The organism is Thermogemmatispora tikiterensis, from assembly GCF_003268475.1.
Lineage (GTDB): Bacteria > Chloroflexota > Ktedonobacteria > Ktedonobacterales > Ktedonobacteraceae > Thermogemmatispora > Thermogemmatispora tikiterensis.
The window spans coordinates 4,868,428-4,889,901 of sequence record NZ_MCIF01000002.1 but is presented as its reverse complement, the minus strand read 5'-3'; the positions used below and the strand labels follow the sequence as shown (position 1 = coordinate 4,889,901).

Annotated in this window: 17 protein-coding genes; 13 read left to right on the top strand and 4 right to left on the bottom strand. The window is 63.4% G+C overall.

The genetic code is table 11. From position 1 onward, the window contains the following. Positions 1-39: 39 nt before the first annotated feature. Positions 40-600, top strand: a complete 561-nt coding sequence (locus tag A4R35_RS19570) for a hypothetical protein (protein WP_146747272.1) — start codon at positions 40-42, stop codon at positions 598-600. 183 nt (positions 601-783) lie between these two features. On the opposite strand, the gene A4R35_RS19565 is transcribed toward A4R35_RS19570, so the two are convergent. Together A4R35_RS19565 and A4R35_RS19560 are read right to left on the bottom strand one after the other, a co-directional pair. Beyond that, the gene (locus tag A4R35_RS19565; RefSeq protein WP_223258415.1) at positions 784-1,620 is read right to left on the bottom strand and encodes a COG4705 family protein; all 837 of its coding nucleotides are present in this window, start codon (positions 1,618-1,620) and stop codon (positions 784-786) included. Positions 1,621-2,189: 569 nt separating this feature from the next. Further along, complete coding sequence (locus A4R35_RS19560; protein ID WP_112432366.1) at positions 2,190-2,867, bottom strand: GntR family transcriptional regulator; 678 nt, start codon at positions 2,865-2,867, stop codon at positions 2,190-2,192. A gap of 787 nt (positions 2,868-3,654) precedes the next feature. Here A4R35_RS19560 and A4R35_RS19550 point away from each other — a divergent pair. The 12 genes from A4R35_RS19550 (at position 3,655) to A4R35_RS19495 (ending at position 16,370) form a co-directional block, all read left to right on the top strand. Continuing rightward, positions 3,655-4,875 carry an amino acid ABC transporter substrate-binding protein gene (locus tag A4R35_RS19550; protein ID WP_112432362.1) on the top strand — a complete coding sequence of 407 codons (1,221 nt, stop codon included), beginning with the start codon at positions 3,655-3,657 and terminating at the stop codon, positions 4,873-4,875. Between the two features lie 83 nt (positions 4,876-4,958). Next, positions 4,959-5,840 carry a branched-chain amino acid ABC transporter permease gene (locus tag A4R35_RS19545; protein ID WP_112432360.1) on the top strand — a complete coding sequence of 294 codons (882 nt, stop codon included), beginning with the start codon at positions 4,959-4,961 and terminating at the stop codon, positions 5,838-5,840. Next, positions 5,837-7,618 carry a branched-chain amino acid ABC transporter ATP-binding protein/permease gene (locus A4R35_RS19540; protein ID WP_112432358.1) on the top strand — a complete coding sequence of 594 codons (1,782 nt, stop codon included), beginning with the start codon at positions 5,837-5,839 and terminating at the stop codon, positions 7,616-7,618. Before A4R35_RS19545 ends, A4R35_RS19540 begins: the two co-directional genes overlap by 4 nt. Next, positions 7,611-8,342, top strand: a complete 732-nt coding sequence (locus A4R35_RS19535) for an ABC transporter ATP-binding protein (RefSeq protein WP_112432356.1) — start codon at positions 7,611-7,613, stop codon at positions 8,340-8,342. The genes A4R35_RS19540 and A4R35_RS19535 overlap by 8 nt, the downstream gene beginning before the upstream one ends. A 113-nt stretch (positions 8,343-8,455) precedes the next feature. Continuing rightward, the gene (locus A4R35_RS19530; protein ID WP_112432354.1) at positions 8,456-10,258 is read left to right on the top strand and encodes a thiamine pyrophosphate-binding protein; all 1,803 of its coding nucleotides are present in this window, start codon (positions 8,456-8,458) and stop codon (positions 10,256-10,258) included. Then, the gene (locus tag A4R35_RS19525; RefSeq protein WP_112432352.1) at positions 10,255-10,725 is read left to right on the top strand and encodes a cupin domain-containing protein; all 471 of its coding nucleotides are present in this window, start codon (positions 10,255-10,257) and stop codon (positions 10,723-10,725) included. Before A4R35_RS19530 ends, A4R35_RS19525 begins: the two co-directional genes overlap by 4 nt. Positions 10,726-10,918: 193 nt before the next feature. After that, positions 10,919-11,677 (top strand): SDR family NAD(P)-dependent oxidoreductase, encoded by a 759-nt coding sequence (locus tag A4R35_RS19520; protein WP_112432350.1) that lies wholly within the window; start codon positions 10,919-10,921, stop codon positions 11,675-11,677. An 82-nt stretch (positions 11,678-11,759) separates the two neighbouring features. Then, positions 11,760-12,068 (top strand): Dabb family protein, encoded by a 309-nt coding sequence (locus tag A4R35_RS19515; RefSeq protein ID WP_112432348.1) that lies wholly within the window; start codon positions 11,760-11,762, stop codon positions 12,066-12,068. Then, on the top strand, positions 12,065-13,579 hold the full coding sequence (gene tcuA / locus A4R35_RS19510; RefSeq protein WP_112432346.1) for an FAD-dependent tricarballylate dehydrogenase TcuA: 1,515 nt from the start codon (positions 12,065-12,067) through the stop codon (positions 13,577-13,579). The genes A4R35_RS19515 and tcuA overlap by 4 nt, the downstream gene beginning before the upstream one ends. Positions 13,580-13,767: 188 nt before the next feature. Beyond that, positions 13,768-15,168: an aldehyde dehydrogenase family protein gene (locus A4R35_RS19505; RefSeq protein ID WP_112432344.1), complete on the top strand. Its 1,401-nt coding sequence runs from the start codon at positions 13,768-13,770 to the stop codon at positions 15,166-15,168. 446 nt (positions 15,169-15,614) lie between these two features. Then, positions 15,615-15,971: a lycopene cyclase domain-containing protein gene (locus A4R35_RS19500; RefSeq protein ID WP_189362057.1), complete on the top strand. Its 357-nt coding sequence runs from the start codon at positions 15,615-15,617 to the stop codon at positions 15,969-15,971. Between the two features lie 6 nt (positions 15,972-15,977). Then, complete coding sequence (locus tag A4R35_RS19495) at positions 15,978-16,370, top strand: lycopene cyclase domain-containing protein (RefSeq protein ID WP_112432340.1); 393 nt, start codon at positions 15,978-15,980, stop codon at positions 16,368-16,370. Between the two features lie 72 nt (positions 16,371-16,442). Here A4R35_RS19495 and A4R35_RS19490 read toward each other — a convergent pair whose 3' ends face one another. Continuing rightward, positions 16,443-17,816, bottom strand: a complete 1,374-nt coding sequence (locus A4R35_RS19490; protein ID WP_112432338.1) for an MFS transporter — start codon at positions 17,814-17,816, stop codon at positions 16,443-16,445. Positions 17,817-18,356: 540 nt separating this feature from the next. Next, a complete protein-coding gene (locus tag A4R35_RS19485) occupies positions 18,357-21,446 on the bottom strand; it encodes a beta-galactosidase (protein ID WP_112432336.1) in 3,090 nt (1,029 codons plus the stop codon). Between the last annotated feature and the right edge of the window lie 28 nt (positions 21,447-21,474).

Here is a 21,474-nt window from a genome sequence, read left to right as displayed (position 1 = left end):
GCACGGAATGCAACCGGTCCTCTCAGTCAGCAGCTTCGCTTGCGCGCATCGTTCGACCAGGCTGCTGCCTGGTTGTCTGTCGTCTTCCTGTTCTTCGCCGCCCTACTGCTTTATCTGCATGCCCTGGGATCTCCAAGCCTCTGGTTCGACGAAGCCTTCTCAGTCGAACTGGCGCGTCAGCCGCTGCCACGGCTCTGGCAAGCCATCTGGGGCCCCGAGCCGAACATGGAACTGTACTATCTCCTACTGCATTTCTGGCTGCAGCTCACGGGCGCCCTCGGACCGGCTCCCACCGAATTCATCCTACGTCTACCCTCGGCCCTCTGCGCCGCTCTGCTCTACCTGCTCAACTATTCGATCCTGATCTACGCCCAGCAAACGCGGGCCTACGCCCATCAACATCCGCGCCTCTTCTCCATCGTCGAGCGTGTCCCTGATAGCCAGGCCGCCCAGCAGGTCAGCGCCGTCGAGACCTGGCCAGACCAACACTATCAGCTCCTCGCCTCCATGAGCAGCGCCGGAGGCATCAGCGTGCACCTCTATGCCGTTGTTCCCAGCTCGGCCCTGCACAGGACCAATCAGGGCGCTGACTGGAGTTGAGCCGACTCACCATGAGGAACAGCTCCGGCCAGTCAAGCATACAGCAGAGAACCAGCCAAAAACAGGGTGCCCCACCACCTGCCGCTGAAGACGGTGAGGCACCCATCACGATCCAGCCCGGCGCAGCATAGGCCCGTCCGTTCTCAGTCAGCTGGTCAGCCGATCACAGCTGATCAGAGCTGGTCAGCGTCTCTCAGCGGAACGGCCCTGCACATCACGATGCGTGACGCTCAAGTAGGCCACAAAGAGGACCAGCAGGATCAGCAAGACCAGCGAGACCTTACCATCACCCAGACCGAGGCCACCCAGATAGGGCTTGCCGAGCCAGTCGGCAATCGAAGCCCCCAGGGGCCTGGTCACAATATAAGCCCACCAGAAGGCCGCAATTGCATTGAAACGTAGCAACCAGTATCCCAGCGCGGGCAGTGCAAAAAGGACCGCGAAGAGGAGGATCGAGGGGAAGTAACCAAGATTGAGCGTAGCCGCCGTCAGATCGCCCGCCGCCGTTCCCAGGGCAAAGGTGGCAATCACCGCCGCCCAGTAGAACAGCTCGCGGCGCCCGCGATAGACACTGTGGATCGAGAGCGTGTGCTCGCACAGATACCAGACCACGAAGATCACCGCCAGGGCCGCTGAGAAAAAGGTCGTCGAAACCACATACGAGATGCCGAGCACCACATGCAGCACATCAGCGGCCATCGTCCCAAAGACCGCCACCATCAAGGCCGTTAGCCAGTAGACCCAGGCGATATAGCGCCGCAGCGAGAGCTGCAAGAGCAAAGCCGCCACCAGGCCAAAGCAGCCCAAGCCCACCGCCACATATGGATTGATCTGGTAGACCAGAAAATCTGAGGTCGATTCACCCAAAGCCGTCGTCAGGAGCTTGATCACCCAGAAGTAGACCGTGATCTCCGGCACCTTGACCAGCAGCGGCTGCCATTGCTGGGGCGAGAGCGCAGGAGAGGGCGGCCCCTGCCTCGCAGGATGGACGCCCAACGGGGAAGGACGCATATCAGACATGGCCGCCTCCTTTCGATCCCCACCCCGACAGCGCCCGTCGCCTCAGATCCCAGAGCCAGCGAGCACCAGAGTCCCAGAGAAAAGCCAGAAAAGCCTCAATTGGCTCTCCCTGCCTTACCGGTCCAGCGAGAGCCACCAGTAGAGGAGTGTGCATCGCGTCGATCTGTCCCTCCGTGCAGGATGCAATCAATGTCCAGCAGAGCAGCCAGGAGGCCAATCTCTGCCGAGAGCAACGAGAAGTGTGACAGCGGCCCCACACTTCTCGTGCACCATCACTGCTCTACCAGAACGATGGAGATCCTCACCCGGCCACGAAGAGAGAAAGGAAGCCCGTGTTCCCAGCCCTCGCCCAATACCCTCCAGCTCGCCCGCTCTCCATACCCCAGGCCGCCACTCATCCCACCTCCTCCAGGGGCGACGGCCCGGCGTTGCCCACACCAAAAAAATTCCCCCGCGCCGTGTACCGACGCAGCAGGAGGACCACAACAACGGAAGCAAGGCACCGTTCAGGACAGGGCAGGAAAAGAGCAGACCGATTACTCCCCCAGCCCAGGAGAGAAGCCGGCTGACTACAGCCGCTTCTGCGCCAGCCGGGCCATCATCAGGCGGATCGCCATCGCCTCGCGGAAATGCTGGCGAGCCAGACGCTCGGCCTCATCCTCATCCTGCCGCACAATGGCCTCAAAAAGCGCCTCGTGCTCTGGCAGAGCCGCCTGCTGGCGCTCCGGCCTATCCAGCGTCGTCTTCTGTAAGCGCTCAATCAGGTCGCGCAGATTCGTCAGCTCACGGAACAGATAGCGATTGCGCGCCGCCTGCCAGATGGTCTCGTGAAAGGCGTGGTTGAGCACTACCAGCCGCTCAACATCGCGCTGCTGCGTCGCCTCCCGATACTCCTCCAGAATACGCCGCAAACTAGCCACCTCCAGCTCTGAACGCAAACGCGCCGCCAGCCGCGAAGCCATCCCCTCCAGCGTCTCACGCACCGCGCACAATTCCTCTAACTCCTCTGGCGAGGTGGTTCCTACCACAATCCCCTGACCAGTGTCCCTCACCAGATTGTCCGCTTCCAACTTGCGCAACGCCTCCCGCACCGGCGTGCGACTGACTGAGGCTAGCGCGGCGATATTCTCTTCAACAAGCCGCTCATTCGGCTCTAAGGTTCCGTCAAGAATAGCATTGCGCAGAAATTCATACAGTTCCTGGGCACGGGAGCGCTCACCCGGGAGCTGGATTCGAGAGAGAGGCATGTGCTTCACCCGCTTTCCTGAGAGAGAAGTGTGATGGAGAGCTTTCCTTGCCCTCCATAATTGTATACATCCGTATGCAAGACACTGTCAAGAGAGCCGGAAATTCCTGAGAGGGAGCAGATACCGCTTCTACCCTCTCTAGCAGCGGCCCAACGAACACGTTTCTGCCAGCAACCTCCCCCTTGACAAGGCCCTCTCGCCAGTGTATATAACTGTTGTACAACTGTATACGACTGTATACAGTGACAGGTTTGTGATGTGGCGAGCCAGGTTTCTGACAATCAAGCACGGCGTAGCAGCCCTGGCTGCGGCCCCTTCGAGGATCAGCTCAGCATCAGCAGATTGGCTGAGGCACTCCCGCCCACCTGGCTCAGGAGAGGAGACGAGGCTGATTGGCGCAAGAGCCAATCGTTCTATGGTGCTTGTACATACAGCAGTATGCCCTATTGGGCATACAAGAGGACGAGCGGGAAAGCGCCCATCATGGCAAGGAGATGCATCTGAGGACGATCAAGTCGTGCTCGGCGGATCGCTCTACCGATCCTTTACTCCCTGCCCTGTCCACTTCCGCTCTTCTGGGGTGTGGCAGAGCAGCCTGCGCCTACTCGTCTAGCGTCTAGCAAGCAAGCTTGCCTGTCCCGCGGCAGCGAGCGCCACGCCGGCAGCACGATCTGTCAAGGTCGGGCCTTGACAGAAGTGCAGGAGGAAAGAGCCTCCAGCTCTATCGAACGGACGAACGCATGAACCAAGGCGGCCCTATCCAATCATCACAAGGAGGTGTCTCGACATGGCACTATTTCAGCGATTGCGCGCGCCCCGTCGTCCCATCGGCCATGCCCTCATCGCTTGCCTGCTATTGATCGCCCTGGCGCTTTCGGCCTGCGCCTCCTCCACCTCCGGCGGCGGTGCTTCGAGCTCGGCCCCGATCCGCATCGGCTTCTCCATTACAGAAACCGGGCCGCAATCCGCCCCGGCCAAGTTTGATCTGCAGGGCTACCAGCTTGGCGCCGACGCCATCAACGCCCAAGGGGGACTACTGGGGCGCAAAGTGCAGCTGGTCTACTATGATGATCAGGGCAGCGCCTCGACCGCTGTGCAGCTCTACCAGCGCCTCATCACCAGTGACAAAGTAGACCTGCTGGTTGGGCCTTACCAGACCGACTTGACCTCGGCCATCGCCCCTCTGGTGACGCGCTACAAGATGGCCATGCCCGCAATGGCCGCCAACCTGGAGCCATTCAGCGGACGCTACCCCTACCTGGTGCAGTCGATTACCCAGACCCCTCGCTACATGATTCCCGTCATCGACCTGGCGGCCACCAAAGGCTACAAGACGCTGGCCCTGCTGATCCAGGATACCGCCTTTCCACTTGAGCTGGCCCAGGGCATCAAGCAAGAGGCTGCAGCGCGCGGCATTCGCGTGGTTTTCGAAGCAACCTATCCCGCCGACACCAATGACTTCACCGCCCTTGTTCTCAAGGCCGGCGCCGCCAAGCCGGACATGATCATCGGTGCCACCTATCTGGCTGACGCCGAAGGCATCATCCGCGCCGCCCGCGCCTCCAACGTCAACGCCAAGCTCTTCGCCTTCAGTATCGGGCCGGTCGAGCCGGAATTTGGCAGCGCTCTGGGCAACGCTGCCAATGGCATCCTGGGGACAACGCTCTGGTTCCCGACGCTCAAGACCGCCGGCAACGCCGAGTTCGTCCAGAACTTCCGTGCCCGCTTTGGGCGCGACCCCGACTATCATGCGGCAATGGCCTACGCCACGATGCAGGCCCTGGCGGCAGCCGTCAAAATGGCCGGCAGCCTCGATCAGACCAAGATCCGCGATGCCTACCTCAAGCTCGACTTGCAGACAGTGGCCGGCGAGTTCAAGCTGAACAACCTTGGTCAGCAGCTGGGTTATCAGTCCTACGTGCTGCAGTGGCAGAACGGTAAGCAGGAACTGGTCTGGCCGCCAGCGGTGGCTACCAGCCCGGTGCAGTTGCCGCATCCGAACTGGTAAATGCTGGAGTAGAGCCGGCACTATGTCGCTCCGCGCGGGGCAGACAGGCACATCTGAGCCAGAAACAGGGGGAAACGCTAACGATGCTCCAGCTCCAGACCTATCTGTTGCTCCTGCTCACCGGCATCATGTGGGGCGGAGTCTACCTGCTGATGGCCTCCGGCCTCAATCTGATCTACGGCGTCATGAAGGTCGTCAATCTGGCCCACGGCGACTTCATTGTCGTGGCCGGTTTGCTGGCCGTGACCCTCTATGGCGCCTTTCGGGCCGGGCCAGCCCTGGCTATCCCTGTGGCCACTCTCCTCTTCCTGCTCGTCGGCGGCCTGGTCTACCGTGGCCTGCTGGCCCGGGTAGAGACAACGGCTCCACAGGGTGAGCTGCGTACGCTGCTCATTACCTTCGGCCTCTCCTCAATCATCTCGAACATCGCCCTGCTCATCTGGGGCGGTCAGTACCAGTCGGTCCCGTTCTTTCAATCGGCGGTGCACCTGGGGGCGCTCTTCTTCCCGGAGTCCTTGCTGGTCTCATCGCTGCTGGCCTTTGCCCTGGCCTTCGCTGTCCAGCTCTGGCTGACACGCACACGCTCAGGGCGGCTGGTACGGGCCACCGCTCAGTCGGAGCTGGGAGCGGCAAGCTGTGGCCTGAACACGGGACGCATTCGCCTGCTGACCTTTGCCCTGGGGGCGGCGATGGCTGGCGCCGCCGGCGCTCTGACAGTGGTCCTGATCCCAGTGCAGGCTGCTTCTGGCGGCTTCATGACGGTCCAGGCTTTTACCCTGATCGCCCTCGGTGGCCTCGGCAATTACCTGGGCGCCCTCCTGGCCGCCATTCTCCTGGGAGTGATCGAGGTGAGCAGCAGCTACTTTCTGGGCGCCAGCGCCGCCTCAGCGGTGATCTACGTGATCTTTATTCTGGTGCTGATTGTGCGACCGCAGGGCCTGCTTGGCCAAAGGGGGCGCATATGAGACGGAGGCACATCAGGCCGACCTTTCCCGGGTGGCGAGCCACAGGACTCTTCAAGCAAGAAGGCGCCTGGCTGATTTTCGGGGTGGCCGTCGTTGCCGGGGTTCTGATTGCGCTCTTCGGGAACGGCGATCAGGCCCAGCTCCTCTTCTCCACCTGCCTGTTCGTGGTCCTGGCCTATGCCTGGAATATTATCAGCGGGCTGAGCGGCTACGTCTCCTTCGGCCAGGTGGGCTTCTTCGGCATCGGGGCCTATGTGGCCGCAACCTGCCAGATCGCCTGGCAGTGGGATTGGTACCTGGCGGCGCTGGGGGCGGTCCTGGCGGCAGTGCTCCTGGCCCTGCCGCTGGGGACGGTGATGCTGCGCCTGCAGGGCATCTTTTTCGCCCTGGGGATGTTCGGGCTGAGCCACATCGGGGCCTTGATCGCCACCTCGACGCCACTGGTAGGCGGGAGCATGGGCGAGCCAGTGCCCATCGTGGGTAGCACCCAGGAGACCGCCCTGGTCATGCTGGCCTGCGCAGTGGGGTCCGTTCTGCTGACGGCCTGGCTGCTGCGTTCGCCGCTGGGGCTACGCCTGCTGGCCTTGCGCGACGACGAGAAGGCCGCCGAGGCTTCGGGGATCAATACCAACGCGAGCAAGGTGGTGGCTTTCTGCCTGAGCGCCGGCCTGGCCGCCCTGGCGGGCGCGCTCTATGTGTGGAACGTGGGCTTCATCGATCCCGGCAGCGCCTTCAACAACACCTATGAGCTGCAGACGATCCTGATGGTGCTCTTCGGCGGGATTGGCACGCTCTGGGGGCCGCTGCTGGGCGCAGTGGTCATTTCGTTGATCAGCAATGCCCTCTGGGCCCAGTTCCCACAGCAGCAGCAAATTATTCTGGGGGCCTTGATCTTGATCGCCGTGCTCTGGATGCCGGGCGGCCTGGTCTCGCTCTTCCAGCGTTTCGGCTGGCTGCGACGCCGTCCGGTATGGGGGCCGCCTCCAATGATAGAGGCTGAGGCGCGGCGGGCACTTTTCCCCGCCGCGGTCAGCAGGACAGGAGAGCCGGCGCTGCGCTGCGAGGAGATTACCCGGCGCTTCGGTGGCCTGACAGCCCTCAACCGGGTCAATCTGGAAGCTCGCAGCGGGCAGATCGTCGCCGTGATTGGTCCCAACGGGGCCGGCAAGACCACCCTCTTTAACCTGATCACGGGCTTCGACCGCTGCAACGGCGGGACCATTCGCTTTGGTGAGACGCTCCTCAACCGTCTGGCTCCCTATCGCATTGCGCGGGCCGGCATCGCGCGTACCTTCCAGACCTGTCGGCCTTTCCCTTCGTTGACGGCCTGGGAGACCCTGCTGTTGCCGGCTCTGGCGGCGGGCATCCCGAAGGAGGAGACCATCAGGACGGCTACCCAGATGCTAGAGCGCCTGGCCCTGCGCGAGCAGTGGGATGCCTCGCCCGAGGGCCTGCCGCCGGGTCAGCTCCGTTTCCTGGAGATCGGACGGGCCTTGATGCTGCGTCCGCGCGTGTTGCTCCTCGATGAGGTGATGGCCGGGATGTCGCCCGAGGAGATCCATCTCGTGCATGCGCTGCTGCGCGAGGCGGTAGCGGCGGGCTGCGCCGTAGTGGCGATTGAGCATGTGGTGCCCGCCATTATGCCCATTGCCGATCATGTCTATGTACTCGACTTCGGCACCACTATCGCCCAGGGCCGCCCTGACGAAGTTCTGCGCAATCCCGCGGTGATCGAGGCCTACCTGGGCACGGGAGAGGAGGCGCCGGTCAATGCCTGAGTTGCTTCAGTTACAGCAGGTCTCGGGCGGCTATCATGGTCGCACCGTCGTCCATGAGGTCAGTCTGAGCATCGCCGAGGGCGAGGCAGTGGCCGCGGTCGGCGCCAATGGAGCTGGCAAGACGACCCTGCTGCGCCTGATCATGGGCCAGCTGCCGCTGAGCGGCGGCCAGGTCTTCTTTGCAGGTCGCGATCTGGCCCGCCTGCCACCTTTTGAGCGCGTACGCCTGGGCATCGGTTACGTACCCGAGGGGCGCGCACTCTTTCCCGAGATGACCGTCGAGGAGAACCTGGAGATTGGCGCCTACCGCGCCAGCAGGGCTGACCTTCGCCAGCGCCTGGCCTACATCTACCAGATCTTTCCCAAGCTGCAGCGCCTGCGCCAGACTCGCTGTCGACTGCTCTCCGGTGGCGAGCAGCAGATGGTCACGGTTGGACGGGCTTTGATGACCCATCCGCGGCTGCTGATCCTTGACGAGCCATCGACCGGTCTGGCCCCGCGGGTGGTTGGCGAGCTGTACCAGGCCCTGCGGGCCTTACATGCCGGCGGCCTGACGGTCTTTGTGGTCGAGCAGAATGCCTACGCGGCCCTGCGCTTCGCCCAGCGTGGCTATGTCTTCGAGGATGGCCACATTACGCGCGTGGCCCCCGCCGCCGAGCTGCTGCATGACCCACGCCTGGTAGAGTCCTACGTCGGGCGGGCCAGCCCAATGGCGAGCAGCTAAGGCCCCGGCCTGATTGAAGCAGAACCGGCCGAGCGCGTCTGAGCGAGCACCCCAGCCGCAGCAGAGCAGCCGGCAGTTCATCATTCCATCAGCAGGAGGAGGGTTGATTATCAATGGCAGCGATCAAGGGGGCGGAACTGATCGTTGATTTTCTGATCAGGCGCGGCGTCCCCTATGTCTTTGGTCTCTGTGGTCACGGCATCCTCGGCTTTCTGGATGCCGTCTATGACCGCCGGGACGAGCTGAAAGCTATCTCTGTGCACCATGAGGCCTGCGCCGCCTTCATGGCCGACGCCTACTTCCGCGTGGCCCAGAGGCCGGTTGCGACTTTCACATCCTGCGGCCCCGGCTCTACCAACCTGGTGCCGGCGATCGCTTCGGCCTTCATGGATTCGTCGGCCTTCCTGGCCATCACTGGCAACGTTCCCACCTCACAGTGGAACCGTGGCCCCTTTCAGGAGAGCGGTCGCTATTTCCAGGGGGAGTTTGTCAACGTACTGCGCCCCTACGTCAAGCGCAGCTTTCAGCCGACGCGGGCCGACATGCTACCGCTGGCACTGCGCCAGGCTTATACGCTGATGCTGAGCGGGCGCCCGGGGCCGGTCCACCTCGATGTACCGCTCAATGTCTTTGTGGAGACCGTGGAGCGCGAGGAGGCTGAGCGCGAGCTATGGGACTGCCCCATTGCTTCGCGCGCCGGGGCTGATCCCGCCGATCTGCAGGAAGCCCTGCGTCTCTTGCTCTCTGCCCAGCGCCCGGTGATTGTGGCGGGACACGGTGTCGAGCTAAGCCAGGCCGAGTCGGAGCTGCTGCGCCTGGCCGAGCAGTTGTCGATTCCGGTGGTCACCACTCCACTCGGCAAGGGCGTCATCGATGCGCGCCATCGGCTGAGCTTGGGAGCCACAGGACGCAACGGGAGCTATCCGGCCAATGCGGCCACCCGCCACGCCGATGTCATTCTGGCCCTGGGGACACGCTTCGACGATCGCTCGACCAGCTCCTGGCTGCCGGGCTTTACTTACCGCATTCCGCCTACCAGGCTGATCCATGTCGATATCGATCCCAGCGAGATCGGCAGAAACTATCAGCCGACAGTCGGTATTGTCGGCGACATCAGGACGGTGCTGCGCCAGCTGCTGGAGGCCCTGTCAGCGTGTGCTACCACGGCGTTGGAGACGAGAGCTGCGGCGCGCCGCAGCTGGCTGGAGAAGATTGGGGAGTGGCAACGCAAATGGGAGGCGCACGTCAATGAGCCGCGCCGCTCGGAGGCAGTCCCTCTGCGACCCGAGCGCGTCATCAGTGAGCTGCGCGCCGCCCTGCCCGAGGACGCTATCGTTGTCTCCGATGTGGGGGTGCACCATAACTGGCTGGTCTCAGCTTTTCCGGCCTATCGCTCGCGCACCCTGTTGCAGAGCTTCGGTTTCGCCTCGATGGGCTTTGGCGTCGCCGGAGCTTTGGGGGCCAAGCTGGCCGCTCCGGAGCGCAGCGTTGTCAGTGTCTGTGGCGACGGCGGCTTCTTGATGTGGCCGGGCACAGTCGCCACGGCAGTTGAATACGCCATTCCGGTGGTCTGGCTGGTCTGGAACAACTATGGCTATTGCTCGATCCGCGATCAGCAGCTCGGCTACTTTGGCAGCGGGCGCGAGCTGGTGACAAGCTTCGTCGAGGAGCAGAGCGGGCGCCTCTTCTCGGCAGATTTTGCGGCCCTGGCGCGGGCTATGGGGGCCGATGGCTATCTGGTCGAGCGTCCCGGCGACCTGGGCGATCTCCTGCATCAGGCTCTGACGAGCGGGCGCCCGACGGTGCTCGATGTACGCGTCGATCGCGAGGTCAGGCCGCCAGCCACGGCCAGCTGGGAGCTGCCACCGCTGCCCCACCCGCTGCCCAATTTTGGCTGGCAGGAGGATCAGCTATGAGTGCCTCGCCGTCCTTTGAGCCGCGGCCCTCGTCGATCCCCAAGGAGGTCGACGAGGTGCGCCCGGTCCGCGCCGAAGAGCTGGTCTGGGTCGAGCCGCCGCAGCACCATGAAGCCTACTCTAAGCTGCTGGTGAACCCGGACAACAGCCGGACGCGCTACTTTGATTTTCGGCTCTCGCTCTATCAGCCGCGCGGCTACGCCGAGAATCACGTCCACGAAGAGGCTGAGCACGTCTACTACATTCTCAAGGGGCGTGGCCTGATGCGCCTGGGCGAGCGCCAATATGTGGTTGAGCCGCATACGGCCATTTTCATTCCGCCCGGGGTGGTGCATTCTCTGGCCAATACGGGCCTGGAGGACCTGCTCTTCATCGTGGTGACGGTGCCCGCCGGCGAGCTGGAGCGGCGCGACCGCCGCGAGGATGAGATCAACCATCCCGACGAATCTGCCAGCCCTGGCGTCTGACTGTCGCCGCGCTGGCATGCAGTGGAGATGTGACGTCTATCAGTGCCACGGCCAGCGGGGAGCGGGCCGGCTGCTCCAGGCTCGGCCCGCCGCCTCCCGCCTGACTGCCTGTTCATCTGTCCACCTGGCGCTGTGGCAGGCGACAGGCCGTCCATCGAGAGAAGCAGTCTTTAGAAAGGAGTTGGACACCATCATGGGAGAGCGTTTGAAGGAGCGCATTGCTGTGATCACTGGTGCGGCGCGCGGCAACGGACGGGCCATTGCCGAGGCCTATGCCCGCGAAGGGGCTTCCGTGGTGATTGCTGACATCATGGAGGAGGCAGCCCGCCAGACCGCCGCCGAGCTTGCTCAGGCGACAGGTCAACGGGTTGTCGGAAAGCATCTCGACGTCACCAATGCGACGGAGGTCAATGAGCTGGCCACCTGGACGGTCCGCGAATTCGGGCGGGTCGATATTCTGGTCAACAATGCCGGCGTCATCGGACGTTACGATTTTCTGGAGATCACGGAAGCTGAATGGGATCGGGTGCTGGACATCAATCTGAAAGGAACCTTCCTGTGCGGGCAGGCTTTCGCCCGCCGCATGAAAGAGCAGGGCGGCGGCGTGATCATCAATATCGCCTCGGTCAATGCCGAGAGCGTCAACCCGACGACCGTGCATTACTGCACCAGCAAAGGCGGGGTACGCACCCTGACCAAAGCGATGGCCCTGGCGCTGGTCAAGGCCAATATTCGCGTCAACGCTATCGGCCCCGGCCCGATCTATACGGAGCTGAGCAAGGACCGGCTGGACGATCCGCAATCTTTAGCGGCAACGCTGGCTCATATTCCGATGGGGCGCGTGGGGCAGCCGAGCGATCTGGCGGGGGCGGCGGTCTTCCTGGCCTCCGACGAGTCGGCCTATATCACGGGGATCACGCTCTATGTCGATGGTGGCTGGCTAACCATGTAGCGAGGCAGGTCGGTGGGGGGATCACGGCCCCACCTCCCAGCGCCTTTCATGGCAGGCGAGGAGAAAGGAGGGACACAGCAAGGTGATACGCCATATCTTTCTTGGCAAGGCCCGCGCAGAGGCGACGCCGGAGCAGCTAGAGGAGTTGTGCGCCGCCTGGCGCTCGCTCGTCGGGCAGGTGCCAGGCTTGCGCAGCCTGGTAGCCGGGCGCAACATCAGTCCGCGCGATCAACAGTACACCGTAGCGCTGGTGGCTGATCTCGACGATATGGAGGCCTGGGAGCGCTATATGCAGCATCCCGCTCATGTGGCGATCAGCCAGCGTCTGACGTCCAAACTGATTCAGAGCGATGGGCGCGCAATGGTACAACTGGTAATGGAGGGCCAATGACAGAGTATTACGATGTCATCGTGGTCGGCGGCGGCAACGCCGGCCTCAGCGCTGCGCATGCGGCGCGCGAGCAGGTGGACAAGGTGTTAGTGCTGGAAAAGGCCGGCAGCGACTGGGCAGGCGGCAACAGCTATTTCACAGCGGGCGCCTTCCGCACCACCTTCTCCAGTCTGGAGGAACTGCTGCCGCTCCTGGACGAGCGCGACGAGGCTTTTCTGCAGCGGACCGCGCTCCCCCCCTACACGCCTGAGCAGTTCCTGCAGGATATGCAGCGCACCACCAAAGGTCGCTGTGATCCTGAGTTGACGGCGATCCTGGTGCAGGAGGCCGCTGAGACCATTCGCTGGCTGCATCAGAAAGGACTGCGCTTCCGCCTGATGTACGATCGCCAGTCGTTCCAGGTTGATGGCGAGTTCCGTTTCTGGGGCGGGCTGGCCCTGGGCACGGTCAACGGCGGCAAGGGATTGATCGAGCAGCATCTGCAGGCGGCGGCAGCCAGCGGCATCGAGGTGCGCTTCAACAGCCCGGTTGTTGATCTGGAATGCGACATGACGGGAGCAGTCTGCGGTGTGATTTGCTCTCCACCAGGCAGAGAGCGGCAGCGTATTCGGGCCGGTGCCGTGGTCCTGGCGGCGGGCGGCTTCGAGGCCAATCCGCAGCTTCGTACCTGCTACCTGGGGCCTGGCTGGGATCTGGCCCGTGTGCGTGGCACGCCCTACAATACGGGCGAGGTCCTCTTTGCCGCTCTGGCGCTGGGAGCGCAGTCCTATGGCCACTGGAGCGGCTGTCACTCGGTGGCCTGGGACGTCGCCGCTCCTCCCCACGGTGATCGCTTCTTGACCAACCTGCTGACCAAGCAGTCCTATCCGCTGGGGATTGTGGTCAATAGTCAGGGCAAGCGCTTCCTCGATGAGGGGGCCGACTTCCGCAACTACACCTACGCTCGCTATGGCGCCGAGATCATGAAGCAACCCGATGGCATCGCTTTCCAGCTCTTCGATGCCAAAACTGAGCCGCTTCTGCGCAAGGATGAGTACACTGCCCCCGGCGTCTCGCGCTTCGAGGCTCTGACGATTCGCGAGCTGGCGCAGAAGGCGGGAATCGATGCCGATGGCCTGGAGGAGACGGTCACCACCTTCAACGCTGCGGTGATGCGCGATGTGAAGTTTAATCCAGCCATCAAGGACGGCAAGGGCACGGTCGGCATCACCCCCAGAAAATCAAACTGGGCCCAGCCGCTGGATACGCCGCCCTACTACGCCTTCGCGGTCACCTGCGGTATTACGTTCACCTTCGGGGGGCTACGCATTGACCCCAATGGGCGCGTACTGGACCGGCTCAATCTGCCAATGCCCGGTCTGTACGCTGCCGGCGAGCTGGTCGGTGGCCTCTTCTACCATAACTACCCGGGCGGTGCCGGTCTGATGGCCGGCTCGGTCTTTGGACGCCGCGCCGGACGGGCCGCCGGTCAGTGGTCCCGAGAGCGGCGCGCCCTTGATAGGGCCAGCTAGTTCGCCGCTCTCGCTCTTCGCTTCGCCCCTCTGGCCGGGCCGGTCGCCAGCTCGCCCGGCGCCCGTCCGCCTGCCTGTCGGGCTGGTCAGCGAGACAGAGAGAGCGCCCACCGGGTAGCCGGGATCAACTGGTTTCGGCCAAAGCGGACGCGGAGAGCACTAGGAAGGAAAGAAGGAACGAAGGAAGGATGAGCACGATGAGTCAGTCATCGGCTGCCGCCAGGGCGGTTATTGTGCGCGACAAGTGGAGTGGCGAGGTCATCGGCGAGCTGCCGCGGGCCGGCGAGCGCGAGATCGAGCAGGCGCTGCAGGCGGCAGAGCAGGCCAGGCGGCGCCCGTGGCCGGCGCGCGAACGGGCGGCGGTCCTGCAGCGGGCGGTGGCGCTGCTTGAAGAGCGCCGCACCGCAGTGCTGGAGACCATGCGCCGCGAAACGGGCTTCTCGCGCAAGGATGTCGAACAGGAATTTGCGCGGGCCGTGGTCACGCTGACCCTCTGCGCGCAGGAGGCTCTACGCCTGGGTGGCGAAGTGGTGCCTCTGGACGCCAGCCCCGGCTTCGAGCAGCGTCTGGCCTTGACCATCCGTGTGCCAGTGGGCATCGTCCTGGCCATTACGCCCTTCAATGCCCCGCTCAATACGGTCTGTCACAAGATCGGGCCGGCCCTGGCCGCCGGCAACGCCGTCATCCTTAAGCCGGCGGAGTTGACGCCGCTGACAGCCGCGCTACTGGCCCAGATCCTCGACGAGGCCGGGCTACCCGAGGGCCGTCTGCAGGTCCTCTATGGCTCCGGCTCCGAGGTCGGTCTGCGGCTCCTGCGCGATCCGCGTATTGGCTTTACCACCTTCACCGGTTCAACCGAGGTGGGAGCGATCGTCAAGCGCGAGACGGGTCTGCGTCCAGTCTCGCTGGAGCTGGGCAGCGTCTCAGCGACCATCATCTGCGCCGATGCCGATCTGGAGCGGGCGGCCCGCGACGTGGCCCACGCCGGCTATCGCAAAGCCGGCCAGGTCTGCACGTCAGTCCAGTCGCTCTTTGTCCATACCTCAGTGGAGCGCGAGTTTGTGGAGCGCCTGAGCGCGCAGGTAGCGGCCCTTAAGAGCGGCGACCCCGCCGATCCGGCGACAGAGGTCGGGCCACTGATCAGCGAGAGCGCGGCAGCGCGCGCCTGCGCCTTGGTGGAGGAAGCTCTGCGCTCAGGGGCACGCGTGCTGGTCGGCGGCACCTGTACAGGAACGCTCTTTCAGCCGACACTGCTGCATGAGGTCGCGCCACCAATGCGCATCACGCGTGAAGAGATCTTCGCTCCTGTGGTTAGCATTGTGCGCTTTGAGCGGCTGGATGAGGCGATCGAGGCGGCCAACGCCAGCCGCTACGGCTTGCAGGCCGGGGTCTACACTTCCTCGCTGGCAACAGCTCTGGAGCTGGCTCGCCGTCTGGAGGTGGGTGGAGTGATTATCAATGGTACTTCCAGTACGCGCGCCGACGGCATGCCCTACGGCGGTATGAAAGATAGCGGCTTCGGCAAGGAAGGCCCCGCCTACGCCATCCGCGAGATGACGGTTGAGCGTCTGGTGATGCTGGGACCTTGAGTTGAGCCAGCGCTCCTCAGCCAGCTCGGGTCACGCGGGCGCCTCTTGACGCAGCGGGGTCGCGCGTGCTGCTGCGCTGGCGTGCACACGGCGCCCACGCGGCAGTGTGCGCCCTTGCCCCTACCCCCCGCTGCGTGAGGAGGTGGGCAGCTCGCCTTTCGACGACGGCAGGCGTTCGGAGGCGTGAGCTGCCCGCCGCGCTTGCACAGCTACCCACCAGCGGCGTACCATAGGCAGCAGGAGCGAGCAGAGAGAGCAAGACAGAGACTTCACCGGGGCCTGTTGAGGCCAGCTCCTGGCTTCAGCAGCCCGTTTCTCCTGGGGCCAGAAAAGCGCGCAGCACGCGTCTTACTCAGAAGAGAGGCCTGGCGAGAGACCTTCCTCGCCCCTGGTGTGCCTCTACTGTTATGATGGTGCATCTCTTGCATCTTCGGGAGAAATCGGCAATGACCTACGCTGGCTTTCTGCTCCTCTTCCTGCTTGCGCCCATCGGCTCGCTGATACTGCTGCTGGGCCGGCGCCTGCTCTGCCGTCGCTACTGGCTGACGACTGCCCTGCTTGCGGCGATCGTCCTGCTGGCTATGGCCCCCTGGGATCACGCCGCCGTCGCTCGCGGCATCTGGAACTGGTCGCCCGCCCAGACCTGGGGCCTGCGTCTCTGGCTCATTCCCCTCGAAGAATATCTCTTCGCTCTGCTGGAAACCCTGCTGACTACCTTGCTGCTCTACGCCCTCCTGCGCTCTGGTCCCACTCCCGTGCCTCCTCTCCCAGGGGAAGAGATTACCACCAGGAAAGGGGTCTGAGCGAATATGGCGCACGCTACCTATCTGCTTTTCCTGCTGGCCTGGGCCTTGCCTATCCTGGGCCTGCAATGGCTCGTCGGCTGGCGCAAGCTCTGGATCTGGCGTCGACGCTGGCCCTGGGCGGTGCTTCTGGTCGGCAGCTACCTGACCCTGACCGATAGCCTGGCCATCGCTCAACATATCTGGTTCTTCCAGCCCACGCTGATCCTGGGCCTCACCCTCGGCAATGTTCCCCTGGAGGAAGCCCTGTTCTACTTCCTGACGGCGGCCATGATTGCACAGGGCTACGTCTTGCTGCTCCCATCCCTCACTATTTCCTCTGGCTCTGGCACTGGCTCGCCACCCGGGCCATCCTCCAGCGGATCGCACAAGAGGAGAGGCGGCCAGCTCCGCAGATAGGGCTGCGGCGGTACCCGCCTCTCCGTCGCTCCCTCTCCATGAGGAAGCTGAGCCAGTCTGATCAGGCCGGACTTACTGCACCTGAGTCGTTAGCCTGGTTTCTTCACCTCCCACATCCTCCACGGCAGCCTGACCGGCCAGTTCGCGCCCGAGCAGGGCTGTCGAGATGAAGGAGACCACGGCCATGAAGATAATGAAGACGGCAATCAGCGTATAGGACGGCGTCCCGCTCCCCAGCCATGTATGCGTATTGGCTACCAGCCAGGTCGCCAGGATTGGGGCTGGGCCACCCGCCGTAATCGAGGCCAGCTGGTAGCCCAGCGAAGCCCCGCTGTAGCGCAGCCGCGTTCCAAAGCGCTCCGAAATCAAGGCCGCCTGCGGACCGTAGAGCCAGTCATGGCAGAAGCTGATCGAGAGGATCATCGCCAGCAGGACCACCACCGGCAGGCGCGTCTCCAGCAACAGGAAGTACGGGAAAGCGTAGAGGGCCATCAAGACGCAGCCGATCATGTACCAGCGCTTGCGCCCGAAGCGATCTGAGAGATGGCTCCAGGTCGGCATTAGGATCAGGCTGCAGACTGCCGAGATAATCAGGCCAGCATAGAGGACACTGGAGTCAACTTTGAGTGTCTTGGAGCCATAGGAGAGGATGAAGGTCGTGAACAGGTAGAACGGCGCCTGCTCAGCCGAGCGCACCAGAGCCGAGAGGATGATCTCACGCCAGTAATGCCGGAAAACCTCCACCAGCGGCACATGAGCGATGCGCCCCGTCTCCTTGACACGACGAAAGGCCGGCGTCTCCAGAATGCGCAGACGGATGTAGAGGCCGACCAGGATCAGCAGCAGGCTCAGCAGGAAGGGAATGCGCCAGCCGATCGACAGGAAAGCCTCACCAGGGAAAATGGCCTGAAAGCTCAGGACAGCAATGGCCGCCAGCGCCAGCCCCAGCGGCACACCGGTCTGTGGCCAGCTCATCCAGAAGCCGCGACGGCGATTGTCGCCATACTCCATCGAGAGCAGGACTGAGCCCCCCCACTCGCCACCGACGCCAGCCCCCTGCAAGAAGCGCAGCACAGAAAGGATCAGGGGCGCCGCCAGACCAATCTGAGCATGACCTGGTAGAAGGCCCATCAGCGCTGTGGCGATCCCCATCAGCAACAGCGTCGCAATCAGCGTCGACTTCCGCCCCACGCGATCACCAAACCAGCCGAAGAAGGCCCCACCCAGTGGACGCGCAAAGAAGCCCACAAAGTTGGTCGTAAAGGAAGCGATCGTCCCAGCAACCGGATCCAGCTCCGGGAAGAAGAGCTTGGGAAAGACCGTCGCCGAGAGGAAACCGTAGAGGAAGAAATCGTACCACTCGATGGCCGTTCCGACGGTGCTCGCCGCCAGAATGGGGACCATACGGCGTACAGTGACGGGACTCGTCTCTGAGACCGTTGCCATGCATTCCTCCTTGAAGCGAAGTCAGGATCAATTGCGACGTTCCCGCATCGAGGAATACTGAAGCTGCAGAGCGCAGTCCGACAAGCGAGGACTCACAGAGGGACAGACGTCCTGCGCCCCCGGGCACTCTCCAGAGCAGTGGCCTCACCTTCGCGGTACCAAACGACAGGGCAGGCGGCAGCGTTGCTGGCCCGACGAGGCAACGGCTTGCTTCTCATTCGTTTGTCGCTTGCAATGCCTCTTTCAGCATGAATGGACGGCAGTGAGGCAGTCATCGCCCTCACCGCCCAGATCTCCCTCAACAGAGAGGAGCAGGTCAGTCCGGTAGATGGACTTATGTCCGGTCTTGCCTCTTCTTACCGATCTGGTCAAGCTGCATGAGCGAACTGCTACCTCGCTCGCTGTCTGAGGGGCATGCCTTCCCGAAGGTATGCAATTAGTTATAGTATAACTGCACAGCTGGACTCTGTCCAGAGCCATAGCTTGATGCCAGCGGGGAAGCAGATGCCCGGATAGAGTATCCTTCCCCGCTGTCTTCCTTCACTCATGAGCTGGTCCGTCTGCTGCAACAGCTCGCAAGCCACCAAAGAGCCGCGGCGGCTCTCCCGGACGCCATAGCACAGCTCCCGCACGCTGCGGGGCTACTGCCAGCGTCAGGCCCTCCTCTGCCAGCGAGAGGCGCTGCTCGTCGCCGGCCTCGGAAGCCACCAGCAAGAGTCTTCCCTCTTTGAGCGGACGACGCACCAACAGCCAGGGCCGACGCCATCCTTCAGGCAGCGGCTCCAGCGGCGTCTTCCCCAGCGCTCGCTGATAGAGACGCGCCAATGGCTCCAGTTCGCCAGCCAGCTCCACTGGCAGCCCCGCCCAGAGCAGGCGCCCGGCTCCCATCTGCAGCTCCCGTAACTCGTTGTGAGCCTTGCGCACGTAACCTGTCTTTTCTTGTGTAAAGCTCAACTGATAGCGACTGCCATCCTCAAGCCGCAGCACCTCATAGGGAGCCACCGGCTCTGGTGCGGGCAGTCCGGCACCATAGTTCAGATGTGGATTGAAAGGCAGATTGTGCATATCGCGTCCAACGACGCCGCTCACCAGGGCCGTTCCACCGCGCTGGACATAATCAAGCACAGCGAACCAGGCCGCCGGCTCGCAGAGCTGCAGAGCAGGCAAGATGATCAGCTGGGGCCGATGCCCTGTCCTCTCCAGCTCGGAGGCCAGGCGCTGCTCCCCAATGAGCTGCGGGATCACGCCCAGCTCATAGGCCAAAGCTCGCACCGCCTGGCGCGTTGGCAGGGCACCCAGGTCCGGGCGCACGAACCACTGGCTATACGGGATCACCAGCCAGACCGGCGGAGGCTCCGGCGCCTCCTGCAGCTGATCCGCCAGTGCTTCCGCCAGGCGACAGAACTCGCGCATCACCAGCAGCTCCGGCTTGGCGCTGCCATCGGCGCGGACCAGGCCGATGCTATTCTCGTTCTCGCTGGTCATGTAGGCATTGGTATGCCAGAGCCACTGGATCAGGCCAGCCCCATTGGCCATCAGGCCCATGATCAGCTTGCGCTCCAGCAGCCAGGCATTGGCCTGCTCCGTACGCCAGGGACGGCCATCGACGTCGCGCACCAGCATCACACCCGTCTCCTGGATCAGATTGGGCCGCTCCGGCGTCTTGTCGAGCAGCATGTCCCAGAGCAGATCATCAACATTCCACCAGGGATGCGTCGTCGTATAATCGACAGCCGTGGCATAGAACTGCGGAGCGATGCGGGCCCCCGCCTCATCCTGGCCCACGCCGATCAAGGTCTGACTACCAGCGGCCCGAATGGCGCGATACATGCGCCGCGCCCAGGTCACAAACATCTCCTGCGAAAAACGCGTATAGTCGGCCACCTTCAGCATGGCGCGCGCCGTCGTATCGCGCACCGAGGTCGAATAGTCGGCCTCGCGCGGCAGGCGCAGCTGCTCCCAGGAAGATAGCTCTGCCGGCGTCTCGCGCCAGCGCAGCTGCAGCTGCTCCAGCGTGTAGCGCTCCTTGAGCCACTGTACAAAAGCCTGCTGCTCGTAGCGATCATAATTGGGCAACGGACGCTGAGCGAAGGCCCGAGCCGGATCGCCAAAGCTCGGCTCATTGATCAAGTCCCACGACAGCAACTCCACCTGTGCATAGCGGCGGGCTAGCAGTGAGAGAAAGCGCTCCTGAGCCTCCAGCGAGCGCGGATCGAGCCAGGGGTTCAGGCCATCGAAGAGAGGGGGAAAGAAGGCAAAGAAGGTAAAGATGACCTGCAGCTCTTGGCGGCAGGCTGTCAGCACAAAGGCATCGAGCGCGCGCAGAAAAGACTCCGTTGGCACCCCGGCCACCGGCAGCACGTCGCGCCAGGCTGTCCAGAGGCCAGTACGCAGTAGATTGATGCCGGCAGCCTTCATCTCGGCCATCTCGCGCTCCCAGCGGGCCGGATTCGGCAGGCGCCAGTACTTGCGCTGCACGCGGCTATCCATATAGGTTGTTCCGCAGACCAGAAAGAGGCGCTCGCCCTGATAAAAATAGTCACGCCCAGCCACCAGGCGCTTGCCGCGTGTCGCCGCAATCAGCGCCTCATCCCAGATCCAGAAGCCTGTCTCCTGGCTCAGCCACTGGCCGCCCACGGGCCGATACTCGGTGTGCACGCGATAGAGGCCGGCTTTGGGCGGCAGCGCCATCTGCAGATAGCGCTCGGAATGCACCGGTGAGGCCGGAGCTGCGAAATCCCAGCGACGCAGAACCTGGCCATCATCGGCCTGCGTCACCGTGATACGCAGCTCCAGATCCAGCCGCTCAGGCAGCGTCACCACCAGCGCTGGCGCCTCTTCAGGTCGATAACAGGCTAGCACTGGGCGAACGGCGCAGCAGAGCGGATCTTCCAGTGCCAGGGCCAGCAGACGCTGAATAGGTTCAGCCAGGGCCAGCCAGTCCTCTGCAGTCTCAGGCTCCCACAGCGAGAGCAGCCAGCGCCCTCCCTGGAAGCGCCCCCCCAGCTGATCAAGTACAAAAGCCGGCGTCGCCAGCCGTTCCTCGCCATAGGGCGTTGTCGCGACAGCGAAGAGCAGTGGCCGCAGCAGCGTATCGAACGGTCCCGCCGAGCCAATCTCTTCAGGGTAGTCGGACGTCTGCGTCAAACGTGGATAACAGGCCCAGAAGCGTCCTGGGCGCTCAGAAGATAGTGGAAGAGCACAATCACGCAGGAAGAGTGCTTCCGGGGCAGCGACCAGACGGAGCGAAGCAGGTTGGGCCCCGCTCGCCGCCAGATCGACCGGAAAGAACGGTCCCAGGCAGAGCTGACGCGCATAGACATCCTGCTCCGGTTCCACCTCGCCAGCAGCGGTAACAGGCCGGGCAAAAGGCATACCACCGAAGACGGCCAGGTTGCCCCCGCGCTCCAGAAAGCGCAGCAGAGCATTCCAGGCGGCTTTTGGGAAATAGGGGCCGTGAAATGAGACCAGGAGACGCGGAGCGTCCTCCAGAGCCTGGGCCAGGTGGGACGCATCGCTGACCTCAAAGGGGCCGGGCAGTAGCTTGCGCAGGAGAGCCTGACTGCAAGCTCGTGGATAGGCCGGATCAGCGAAGACCAGCACGCGATCTGAGCGAATCAATGAGACCATCGTTCCTCACACAAAAGCATCCAGACAA